The organism is Amycolatopsis pigmentata, from assembly GCF_042684065.1.
GTDB lineage: Bacteria > Actinomycetota > Actinomycetes > Mycobacteriales > Pseudonocardiaceae > Amycolatopsis_E > Amycolatopsis_E pigmentata.
The window spans coordinates 125,414-136,255 of record NZ_JBHUKR010000026.1 but is presented as its reverse complement, the minus strand read 5'-3'; the positions used below and the strand labels follow the sequence as shown (position 1 = coordinate 136,255).

Below are 10,842 nucleotides of genomic sequence, written 5' to 3'. Positions count from 1 at the left end.
GCTCAGCCACTACAAAAGACGCGGATACCCACTCACCTAAGTGCCGTTGCAGTATTAGGCCGCACCTTGACACGATCCGGTGGCTTTTTTTGGAAGTTCTTACCCCGGATGTCCGAACGCACGTCAGACCGGTACCCACGGCGATTCGCCGGCAAGTCTCCTCCCCTCCGGATCAGACCGTAGTAACACAGCGTGCAACACGGCGTCGACTCTGAATCGATGGTGATTGGCCGTCTCCGGCCACAACCGCGCCGCCAGCAGGCAGGCGGGCCAGGCCAGGGAACGAAGCTCGTACTTCTCGGTCGCGCCGACCGCGTCGGAGACGAGGTCGCGGGCGCGATCGACGGCTCCGGTCTCGGCCAGCGCGGCCGCGAGCACCAGGCCGGACTTGACCACATGACGGGAGGCTCCGGCCGCCGTGGCGAGTTGGAAGGCGGTTTCGGCGGGATCGACGGCCGCAGCTGGCCTGCCGTCGACGAACTCGATCTCGGCCGCGACCCAGCCGGCTCGCACCCGGGTGCGCCAAGAGGTCAGGTGCGGCGCGGCCGCCGAAGCGAACCTGCGGGCGACCGCCGGTCTTCCCGCGCCGACGCTGTCGGCGGCGAGACCGAGCAGCGCGTCGGCGAGGGCTCCGCGGGCGTCGAGACCGTCAGGATCCTCACCGGCATCGGCGGAGAGATCGACGCTGGAGGCGAGCCGCAACGCCGCGGCATCCCGCGGGCGAGCGGCGGCGTGACCACCGAGCTGCCGGCGATGCGAGGCCAGTGTGGTCAAGGAGTGGGCGGCGACGACCGGATCACGCTCGCGGCCGAGTTCGGTGAGCAGTGCCGCCGCGGCGGCGTAGCGCCCCTGCGCGCCCAGCACGATCGCGGCCAGCAGTTTCGCCCTGGGAGCCTGGGCACGGGTGAGGAGAGCGGGCACCGGCGCCGGGAGATCCCCGAACGCCGCACGCCGTAGCTCACCCGTCACGGGGGTCACCCTACTGCCCGACTGGGACAGAATCACTGCCCGAGTAGTACATATTCGAGTCGTGCGGCTGCGGTGCGTAAGTCCGCCAGCGCTTCGACCCGGTCCGGAAGCGGCGCCCGGCACCAGCCCGGCCCCCAGGCGAAGAGACGACGGCGAGGACGGCCGCGCGGATCGTCGGCGAACAACGTGGCGTCGACCACCACCGGGCTGGACGCCAGCAGAACCACCGCGGCCGGCGCGCCCCGGCGCATCGCCGCCGCCAGCGCGTCGCGCGGCAACGGGTCGCCGAACAGTTGCGTGCCGATCCGGCGCTCGGCAAGGCACGCGGCCAGCGCGTAGAGCGGAAGGACGTCACGTTCGCCCGGCGCGCCACTGAGCAGGACGGGCCGCTGGTTGCGGGGGCTTTCCAGAACCGGGGTCGCCCGTACCAGCGCGGCAAGCACGCATTCGCCGAACAGGTACTCGACCTCGGTCCCCGCAGGGGAGCCGTGCCAGCCGGTACCGAGCGCGATCTGCACGGGCTCGATCACACTCTCCCAGGCCGTCGTCACCCCGACATCGGCGATGGTCTCGGCGAGCGTGCGCTGCACCGCCCACGAGTCCAACGCCAGCGCGGCGGCACGCAGGCGCCGGGCCGTAGTGCTGTCCGGCAGCCCGTGCGCGGCCGGAAGCGGTCCGGGCTCGGCCGGGACCTCCGCGGGCGGCGCCGACTTCGGCACCTGGTCGAGGCAGTAACGCGCGGCCTCGGCGGTGGAGGCACCCCGCAGGAGCGCGCGCTGCATGAGTTCGAGGCGGGCGATGTCCGTCGGCCCGTAACGACGGTGCTTGCCGCCCGTGTGACAGCCCGGCCCGAGGCCGTAACGGCGGTCCCAGGTGCGAAGGGTGGACGGCGCGATCCCCAGCCGGCGGGCCACGGCGGCCACCGGCATCGTCGGTTCCGCCCGGCCGGCATTCATTCGAGTCAATATCCCGGCGGCCCCGGACGCGGGCAAGTGGATCATCCGCACGCCACTCGGTCAAAGAAGGCGCACTCACACTTGCGGGGGACACCTAAAGACTGAATCCCGGGGATTCCCTTGAACAACTATTGGCGCGCTTCTACCGTTACCACCATTGCGCCAAATGGAGTAATCGACGCAGTGGTAACGACCGAATTACGGAGGCGGTCTCGATGGCGGACACGCGCAGGCTCCCGGGCCCGAACGCCGATATCTGGGACTGGCAACTCGAGGGGGCCTGCCGCGGGATGGACAGCGCGGCCTTCTTCCATCCCGATGGCGAACGCGGGCCGGCCAGGGCGCGCCGCGAGGCCCGGGCCAAGGCGATTTGCCAGACCTGTCCGGTACTGCGACTTTGCCGCGAGCACGCGCTCGCCGTGCACGAGCCCTACGGGATCTGGGGCGGGCTGTCGGAGTCCGAGCGGGAGACCATTCTCAAGACCGGAAAAAGACATCAGCTGAGTCTTTCCGGTCAGTGACCGCGAGAGGAGGAAGGCGGGGGTGGCGACCGGCTCCGGGCGCCACCCCCGCTTTGTGCGCACGTCGATTCCGGTCAACTCTCGAAGGCGCGACCGATATTTCGGTGAGTAATTCACCTGACGTCGGGAATTCTTCCCCTCTCCAATTCGTCCACACCATGCCGGAAAAGGAAAAGCCGTCCCGGCATGGCGCCGGGACGGCCTCATCGTGCGGAGCGGTCAGTGCGAGTGACCGTGGCCGTGACCGGCCTCTTCCTGCTCTTCCTGCGGCTTCTCGACCACGGAGCTCTCCGTGGTCAGCACCAGACGGGCGATCGAAGCGGCGTTGGCCACCGCCGACCGGGTGACCTTCACCGGGTCCACGATGCCGGCCGCGATGAGATCGGTGATCTCGCCGGTGGCCGCGTTGAAGCCGTGGCCCCAGCTCTGCTCCTGCACCTTGGACACGATCACCGCGCCCTCGTAGCCGGCGTTGGTGGCGATCCAGTGCAGCGGTGCGGTGAGCGCGTCGCGGACGATCTTCGCGCCCGTCGCCTCGTCACCGGTCAGCCCGAGGTCGTCGAGCTCCTTCACCGCGTGCACGAGGGCCGAGCCGCCGCCGGGCAGGATGCCCTCCTCGACGGCCGCCTTGGTGGAGGCCACCGCGTCCTCGATGCGGTGCTTGCGCTCGTTCAGCTCGGTCTCGGTGGCCGCGCCGACCTTGATCACCGCGACACCGCCGCCCAGCTTCGCCAGCCGCTCCTGGAGCTTCTCGCGGTCCCAGTCGGAATCGGTGGTCTCGATCTCCTTGCGGATCTGCGCGATCCTGCCCTGGATCTCGTCCTTGGTGCCCGCGCCGTCGACGATCGTCGTGGTGTCCTTGGTGACCTCGATGCGCCGGGCGGTGCCCAGCACGTCGAGCCCGACCTCGGACAGCTTCAGACCGATCTCGGAGGAGACGACCTGCGCACCCGTGACCACGGCCAGGTCGTCCAGGAACGCCTTGCGCCGGTCACCGAAGAACGGCGCCTTGACCGCCACCGCGTTGATCGTCTTGCGGAGGGCGTTGACCACCAGGGTGGACAGGGCCTCGCCGTCGACGTCCTCGGCGATGATCAGCAGCGGCTTCTTGGCCTCGGCGACCTTCTCCAGCAGCGGCAGCAGGTCGGCCAGCGCGGAGATCTTCTCCCGGTGCAGCAGCACGGAGGCGTTCTCCAGGATCGCCCGCTGCTCCTCCGGGTTGGTCGCGAAGTGCGCCGACAGGTAGCCCTTGTCGAACTGCACCCCCTCGGTGATCTCCAGTTCGGTGGCCATCGTGGAGGACTCCTCCACGGTGATCACGCCGTCCTCGCCGACCTTCTCCACGGCCTCGCCGAGCAGCGCGCCGATGGTGGCGTCGCGCGAGGTGACCGTGCCGACCTGGGCGATGTTGTCACGCCCCTTGACCGGGGTGGCCCTGGCCTTCAGGACCTCGATGACCTTCTCCGCGGCCGCCTCGATCCCGTGGCCCAGCGCCGTCGGGTTGGCACCCGCCGCCACGTTGCGCAGGCCGACCCTGACCAGCGACTGCGCCAGCACGGTCGCGGTGGTGGTCCCGTCGCCGGCCACGTCGTTGGTCTTGGTCGCCACGTTCTTGGCGAGCTGGGCGCCGAGGTTCTCGAAGGGGTCTTCGAGGTCGATCTCGCGCGCCACGGTCACACCGTCGAGCGTGATCGTCGGGCCACCGAACTTCTTGTCCAGCACCACGTGGCGGCCACGCGGACCAAGGGTGACCTTGACCGCGTCGGCGAGCTTGTTCACGCCGCGCTCGAGTGCCCGACGAGCGTCCTCGTCGAAATTGATCTCTTTGGGCATGGCAGAAACCTCTCTGGCAATGAAATGCCAAGCGCGATCCGGAGGCGCAGGGCACGCCGGTTGCCGGATGAGCGCTGGTGACAGCAGAACGCCCCGGCCCCCGGCGTTATGCGGGGCCCGGGGCGTTCACAACGCGGACGCCGACGTCAGTTGACGACGGCCAGCACGTCGCGAGCGGACAGGATCAGGTAGTCCTCACCGTTGTACTTGACCTCGGTGCCGCCGTACTTCGAGTAGATGACGACGTCGCCGACGTTGACATCCACGGGGATGCGGTTGCCCTTGTCGTCGACACGGCCCGGGCCCACGGCCAGAACCTTGCCCTCCTGGGGCTTCTCCTTGGCGGTGTCGGGGATGACGAGACCGGAAGCCGTCGTCTCCTCGGCCTCGCTCGTCTGGACAACGATCTTGTCCTCGAGCGGTTTGATGTTCACGCTCACCGGGTTGACCTCCACGGGTCGTCGAAAGCGTTGGCAGGTACTTACTTGGGTTTCGGCTCCTACCACCCCCGCCGTCGCGGGTGCCGGGGCGTGTGCGGTGCCGTGCAATTAGCACTCTAGCCACGCGAGTGCTAGCCGCGCAAGGCGGGTGGGTTCACCCACCGTGAACAGCCGTGGAACCGGCCTGACCGGTCTCCGGTGCCGCGCGGGTTCCGGTCACGGCATGGCACTCGCTTCTCACTCATTGGGCGGTGTCGGGTGGGCATCGGTGGCCCTAACTTGGGACACGGCCCGGGCCTGCCCCGAAGGGATGGTGTTGGCAATGGGTGGATGCAACTGCTGCGGTTCTTGCAAGGGCGCCGGATGCGGATGCTGCGGCAAGTGCTGATCAGTTCCAGAGGCGGGGAAGCGCTGTGACCAGCGCTTCCCCGCGCCTCAGCGAGGGTGATCGCACCGCCGGGATTGATCGGCGAATGCCTGCCCTCCGGATCAAATGAGAGAACCCCGGGAAAACCACGCGACGAAAGAATGTCCCCTTTCGTCGCGCTGGCCGGTAGTTTTCCCACATGCCAGCATTCACCCGACGTAACGCCCTTCGCGGCGCTCTCGCGGCAGGCACCGCGGGACTTGCCGTGGTCTCTCCGGCCCCGGCACTGGCAGGCACACAAGCACGCCAGAACGCGTTCGCCGCCGCGGCCGAGGAATTCGGGGTGCCCGAGTCCGTGCTCCTCGGTGTCTCGTACCTCAAATCCCGCTGGGATCACAACGGCGGCCGGCCGAGTACGAGCGCCGGGTTCGGCCCCATGCATCTCACCGATGTCCGGATGGTCGCCGCCGCCGGTACCCACCACGACAAGGGCGCCGAGGATCCCCGGGGTGACCAGGCGCGCGAGGTGCTCCGGCCTGCCCCGCCGGCCGCTGCCGATCCGTCGTCCTCGTTGCAGACGGTGGAGTTCGCCTCCCAGCTGACCGGAGTCACGCCCGAGACCCTGCGCATCGACCCGGCGCAGAACATCCGTGGGGGCGCGGCGGTGCTGGCGGCGTACCAGGAGGCGCTCTCCACCGGTGGCGCCGACGCCGCCGACTGGTATGGCGCGGTCGCCCGCTACAGCGGCGCGACCGACGCGACCGCGGCGGCGTTCTTCGCGGACGAGGTGTACGCCACCATTTCCTCCGGCGCGGCGCGCACCACCGATGACGGCCACCTGGTCACGCTGGCCGCCGAGCCCGGTCTCACGCCGAACCGTAGGCAGTTGAACCGGCTCGGGCTCCCGGCCGGCACACCGAAGCACGTCGAAGCGCCGCCGGGCTTGGCGTGCGACTGGGTGCCGGCCCCCTACCAGGACCTCGGCAACGGCAACTATGGCAACTACGACCAGGCTGACCGGCCCTACAGCCAGACGATCACCTACGTCGTCATCCACGACACCGAGTGCAGCTACGACACCGCGCTCGCGCTCGTCCAGGATCCGAAGTACCTGGGCTGGCACTACACCCTTCGGTCCGTCGACGGGCACGTCGCGCAGCACATCCGCACCAAGGACGTGGGCTGGCACGCCGGGAACTGGTACGTCAACGCCAAGTCGATCGGTGTGGAACACGAGGGTTACGCCCTGCAGGGCACCTGGTACACCGAGGCGATGTACCGCGCTTCGGCGAAACTGGTGCGGTATCTGGCCGCGCGGTACGACATTCCCCTCGATCGCGAACACATCATCGGCCACGACAACGTGCCCGGTATCACGCCCGCCGCGATCAAGGGAATGCACTGGGACCCGGCCGCCTACTGGGACTGGGCGCACTATTTCGAGCTTCTCGGCGCGCCACTGAACCCCTATCCACCACGCGGGGACACGGGCCTGGTGATGATCCAGCCGGACTACGCGGCCAACCCGGCCGGGTACACCGGCTGCGACACGGACAACCCCGCCGCGACCTGTCCGGCTCATGGTTCCAGCGGGATCCACCTGCACACCGAACCTCGCGCGGACGCGTCGCTGCTGCGCGACCCCGGCCTCCACCCCGACGGCTCATCGTCCACAGTGGACATGTCCGACGTCGGCAGCCGGATGTCCGCTGGCCAGCGGTTCGCGGTGGTGGACCGGCAAGGCGACTGGACCGCGGTCTGGTTCCTCGGCCAGAAAGGCTGGTTCCACAATCCCGCCGATGCCCCGGCCGCCCGGCCCGTGCTCGGATGGGTCGTCGTGGTGAAGGAAGGGCTGGACACCGTTCCCATCTACGGCAGGGCGTATCCCGAGGCCGCGGCCTACCCGCAGAATGTGGACGTCCAGGACCTCGTTCCACTGCCGTACACCTTCGCGGCGGGGCAACGGTACGCGGCGGGCCCGGTGCTGGGCTCGGAGTACTACCGGGCCACCACCTTCGACGGCTCGGATCACGTCGTGGTGCGCGGGAAGACCAGGTACGTGCAGATCCAGTTCGGACACCGGGTGGCGTACGTGAAGACCGACGATGTCCGGATCGTGTCCCCGCGTCGCTGATGTCCTCGGTGTTGATACACCGGAAAGGGTGGCAGCCTAGCCCAATGGCGTGATCATCAGAGCGGTTGCGTGTGCACGCTTGGCGTTCTCACCGATAGATCGTCCAAGGACCACCTCGAAGCCGACGGGTCCGGGACGGAGAGTGTCATGCGCGAGAAGACAACGGCACAACCATCCAGAACTTCATTTTCGTCCGCCCCGCGGCCTGTCCAAGCGTGAAGGCACGGGGGAGACGAAGTGGACGTCATGATGCTGGCGGGAACGAGGGCGGAGGCGGTGCGGTCGGCGCCGCTGGCACTGGCGCTGGGCGGCCACGGGGTGCTGCGGCCGGTGATCGTGCACAGTGGACGGCACGACGGCTCGGTCGAGCAGGCCCTGGCCCCGTTCGGGTTACTGGTGGACGCCTGGCTGGACATTCCGGCGCACGCCGCCGACCGCCCGGCCGAACTCGTCGCCGGGCTCCTGCCCGCCCTGGACGCCACGTTCCGGCGGCACCGCCCGGCGGCCCTCGTGGTCCAGGGCGACAGCCCCACGGTGCTCGCCGGAGCGCTCGCCGCGTTCTGGGCCGGAGTGCCTGTCGTGCACCTCGAATCGGGCGTGCCCGCGCATGACCCGTTCGCCGAAGACGGCACCCGCCAGATGGTCAGCCGGATCGCCGCGCTGCACCTGACCACCACGAGCGACGCCGCCGCGGCCCTGCGCGCCGAAGGCGTGCCACGCCAGCGGATCACCATCATCGGCAACACCGCCGTCGACGCGGCCCGGCACATCGCCGAGCGGGACATCCCGGCTCGTTGCGCCGAACTGGCCCTCCTCGAGATGGAGGTGGCGGAGGCGGGGCAGCGAATGATCCTGGTCGGCTCTCAGGACTACAGCACCGAGGACCAGGCGCCGGCGCGCGCCTTGTCCGCGGTACGACGACTGGTCGAGGAGCAGGACGACGTGCAGGTCCTGCTTCCCGTGCACCCTGAACCCGCCGCGCGCGAACACGTTCTGGGCATGCTGGGTGACCTTGCCCGGGTGACCATCACCGATCCGCTCGAGTACCCGGACCTCGTTCGCGCCCTGCGTCTGGCCACCCTCGTGCTCACCGACTCGGCGGCCGTCCGCGAGGCGGCACCGGCCTTCGGCACACCGGTGGTGATCCTGGGTGATCCGGCCCGGCGCGGGGAAGCCCGCGAGGCCATGGACGGCGGGTCCACCTGGCTCGCCGGCAGTGACCCGGCCACGATCCATACCGTCGCCACCGACATCCTCCACGGCCGAAGGCACCTGCCGCAGAGCGGAAAACCTTACGGCGACGGCAATGCCGCCGCACGCGCGGTCATCGCGCTCGAGGATCTGCTGGGCATCGCCGAAGGGCATTTCCCGGCGACGGTGCCCGCCTCGGAAATGTGAGCGGGAGAACGGCTCACACCGAAACGACACCGACCGGCAGTGCGGGATTGGCCGAGATGTCCAAAGAGGACCGCTCGACGCCGGCCGCGATGACGTGCGCGCCGAGCGCCGCGATCATCGCGCCGTTGTCGGTACACAGCCTCGGCCGCGGCACCCGCAACGTGATCCCCGCCGCCTCACAGCGTTCGCGGGCCAGTGCGGACAGCCGTGAGTTGGCCGCGACGCCACCCGAGATCACCAGCGTGCCGATACCGGTTTCCTTGGCCGCGCGAACCGCCTTCGCCGTCAGCACGTCGGCCACCGCCTCCTGGAAGGACGCGGCGACATCGTCGACCGGAATCTCCTCGCCACGGCTTTCGGCCTCCTCGACCCAGCGGGCCACCGCCGTCTTGAGACCGGAGAAGGAGAAATCGAACTTCGCGTCGCGCGGGCCCGTCATACCGCGAGGGAACTTGATCGCGGCCGGGTTTCCCCGCTTCGCCGCCTTGTCGATCGGCGGCCCGCCGGGGTAGGGCAGGTCCAGCACGCGGGCCACCTTGTCGTAGGCCTCGCCCGCGGCGTCGTCCACAGTGGACCCGAGTTCGGTGATCGAGGACGCGATGTCGTCGACGCGCAGAAGCTGCGTATGCCCGCCGGAGACGAGCAACGCCAGACAGGGCGAAGGCAGCGGGCCATGCTGGAGGGTGTCCACCGCGATGTGCCCGGCGAGATGGTTGACGCCGTAGAGCGGAACGTCCAGCGCGGCCGCGTATCCCTTCGCCGCCGCCACCCCGACCAGCAGGGCACCGGCCAGCCCCGGCCCCGCGGTGACCGCGATGGCGTCCACATCGGACAGTTTGAGGTCGGCGGCCTCGAATGCCCTCGTCGCCGTGGGGACCAAGGCTTCCAGGTGGGCCCGGCTGGCGACCTCGGGCACCACTCCCCCGAACCGCGCGTGCTGCTCGACGCTCGAGGCGACCTCGTCGGCGAGCAACTCGACGGTGCCGTCGTCGTGCAGCCGGACCAGCCCGATGCCGGTCTCGTCGCAGGAACTCTCGACGCCCATGATGATCCGGGACATTCAGCCCGCCTCCTCTCCGACGCGGGCCTCACGCTTCATCGTGTACGCGTCGGCCCCGGAAGGTTGGTAGTAGCGCTTGCGGAGACCGATCCGGGTGAAGCCGTGCCGTTCGTAGAGCGCGACCGCGCGGTCGTTGTCGGTGCGGACCTCCAGAAACACCGGCGCGTTCAGCTCGTCGGCACGGGCGAGCAGGCGGCGGAGCAGGGCGGTCCCGATGCCCTGGCCCTGGTACGCCGTGTCCACCCCGATCGTGTGCACAGTGGTATCGAGGTCGCCCGGCGGCCCGGCCACGGCGAGGCCGGCGTACCCGATCAGGTTGTCGTCGTCGTAGGCGGCGAGGTAGTAGGCGCCCGCTTGGAGTTCGGAGCGGAAGGCACCCGCGCTCCACGGGCTGTCACCGGCGAAGAGTTGTTTCTCGATTTCGACGCAGCGTGCGATGTCGCGGCGTTGGAGTGGCCCCACGCTGATCACGTGGTCACCCGTTTCCGCGCGCTGGGTTCGACGGCGTCGGGGCGACGCAGGTAGAGCGGGGTTAGCGGGCCGGGTGCTTCCTTGGCGAGCAGGTGCGACGCGGCCACGGCGACCAGACCGGCCGTCGGTGGGTAATAGGGCTCGATCACGCGGACCGCGAGCCGCTCGGCGTACAGCCGCGCGCCGTCGCCGGCGGCGACCGGCGTGCCGAAATCGGCCGGCGCCTGCACGTGTGGGCCGTCGATCCGGCTCTTCAGGGCGTCGTAGGCGGCCCAGTAGACCTCGCGGCGGCGTGCGTCGGTCACGACCAGGAACGGCTCGTCCACGTCAGCGCCGACCGCGATGGCGTCCAAACTGCACACGGGGTAGGCGTTGACGCCCAGGCCGTGGCTCAGCGCGGCGGCGGTCGCCATGCCCGCTCGCAGACCGGTGAACGGGCCGGGCCCCACTCCGCAGACGATGGCATCGATCTCACGCGGGGTCACGCCCGCCTCGGCGAGCGCCTCCAGCGCGTGCGGCGTGATCAACTCCCCGTGGGCGCGCGCGTCGAGCGTGACGCGCTCCGCGAGCACGGTGACGTCGGCGCCCGCCAGCGTCGCCACCCCGGCGGTCACGGCGGGTGTCGAGGTATCAAGGGCAAGCACCAGCACGATGTACCAGCCTACCGACCCGCCCGGCCGGGCGCGGGCCCTG

General features: G+C 69.7%; 10 protein-coding genes. 3 read left to right on the top strand and 7 right to left on the bottom strand.

What is annotated here, in order from left to right; genetic code table 11:
- Positions 1 to 123 precede the first annotated feature (123 nt).
- Positions 124 to 969 (bottom strand): hypothetical protein, encoded by an 846-nt coding sequence (locus ACFSXZ_RS39035; RefSeq protein ID WP_378271363.1) that lies wholly within the window; start codon positions 967 to 969, stop codon positions 124 to 126.
- 32 nt (positions 970 to 1,001) lie between these two features.
- Entirely contained in the window at positions 1,002 to 1,925 is a 924-nt protein-coding gene (locus ACFSXZ_RS39030) for a MerR family transcriptional regulator (protein ID WP_378271362.1), read from the bottom strand.
- Positions 1,926 to 2,140: 215 nt separating this feature from the next.
- Here ACFSXZ_RS39030 and ACFSXZ_RS39025 point away from each other — a divergent pair, with 215 nt between their 5' ends.
- A complete protein-coding gene (locus ACFSXZ_RS39025; protein WP_378271360.1) occupies positions 2,141 to 2,446 on the top strand; it encodes a WhiB family transcriptional regulator in 306 nt (101 codons plus the stop codon).
- A 219-nt stretch (positions 2,447 to 2,665) separates the two neighbouring features.
- Here ACFSXZ_RS39025 and groL read toward each other — a convergent pair whose 3' ends face one another.
- Positions 2,666 to 4,279: a chaperonin GroEL gene (groL, locus tag ACFSXZ_RS39020; protein WP_378271358.1), complete on the bottom strand. Its 1,614-nt coding sequence runs from the start codon at positions 4,277 to 4,279 to the stop codon at positions 2,666 to 2,668.
- 146 nt (positions 4,280 to 4,425) lie between these two features.
- A complete protein-coding gene (groES, locus tag ACFSXZ_RS39015; protein ID WP_026153773.1) occupies positions 4,426 to 4,719 on the bottom strand; it encodes a co-chaperone GroES in 294 nt (97 codons plus the stop codon).
- A 566-nt stretch (positions 4,720 to 5,285) separates the two neighbouring features.
- Between groES and ACFSXZ_RS39010 the strand changes: the two genes are divergently transcribed.
- Complete coding sequence (locus ACFSXZ_RS39010; RefSeq protein WP_378271357.1) at positions 5,286 to 7,220, top strand: N-acetylmuramoyl-L-alanine amidase; 1,935 nt, start codon at positions 5,286 to 5,288, stop codon at positions 7,218 to 7,220.
- Positions 7,221 to 7,457: 237 nt separating this feature from the next.
- The gene (gene wecB / locus ACFSXZ_RS39005) at positions 7,458 to 8,618 is read left to right on the top strand and encodes a non-hydrolyzing UDP-N-acetylglucosamine 2-epimerase (protein ID WP_378271355.1); all 1,161 of its coding nucleotides are present in this window, start codon (positions 7,458 to 7,460) and stop codon (positions 8,616 to 8,618) included.
- 13 nt (positions 8,619 to 8,631) lie between these two features.
- On the opposite strand, the gene tsaD is transcribed toward wecB, so the two are convergent.
- The 3 genes from tsaD to tsaB are packed head-to-tail and all read right to left on the bottom strand — an operon-like array spanning position 8,632 to position 10,799.
- Positions 8,632 to 9,678 carry a tRNA (adenosine(37)-N6)-threonylcarbamoyltransferase complex transferase subunit TsaD gene (tsaD, locus tag ACFSXZ_RS39000; protein WP_378271353.1) on the bottom strand — a complete coding sequence of 349 codons (1,047 nt, stop codon included), beginning with the start codon at positions 9,676 to 9,678 and terminating at the stop codon, positions 8,632 to 8,634.
- Positions 9,679 to 10,146 (bottom strand): ribosomal protein S18-alanine N-acetyltransferase, encoded by a 468-nt coding sequence (gene rimI / locus ACFSXZ_RS38995; protein ID WP_378271372.1) that lies wholly within the window; start codon positions 10,144 to 10,146, stop codon positions 9,679 to 9,681.
- Complete coding sequence (gene tsaB / locus ACFSXZ_RS38990; protein WP_378271352.1) at positions 10,146 to 10,799, bottom strand: tRNA (adenosine(37)-N6)-threonylcarbamoyltransferase complex dimerization subunit type 1 TsaB; 654 nt, start codon at positions 10,797 to 10,799, stop codon at positions 10,146 to 10,148. The genes rimI and tsaB overlap by 1 nt, the downstream gene beginning before the upstream one ends.
- Between the last annotated feature and the right edge of the window lie 43 nt (positions 10,800 to 10,842).

Bases quoted from the DNA above. Each gene is read 5' to 3' on its own strand.
- ACFSXZ_RS39025 (WP_378271360.1), top strand. From the start codon at position 2,141: ATGGCGGACACGCGCAGGCTCCCGGGCCCGAACGCCGATATCTGGGAC.
- ACFSXZ_RS39010 (WP_378271357.1), top strand. From the start codon at position 5,286: ATGCCAGCATTCACCCGACGTAACGCCCTTCGCGGCGCTCTCGCGGCA.
- tsaD (WP_378271353.1), bottom strand. From the start codon at position 9,678: ATGTCCCGGATCATCATGGGCGTCGAGAGTTCCTGCGACGAGACCGGC.
- groL (WP_378271358.1), bottom strand. From the start codon at position 4,279: ATGCCCAAAGAGATCAATTTCGACGAGGACGCTCGTCGGGCACTCGAG.
- ACFSXZ_RS39030 (WP_378271362.1), bottom strand. From the start codon at position 1,925: ATGAATGCCGGCCGGGCGGAACCGACGATGCCGGTGGCCGCCGTGGCC.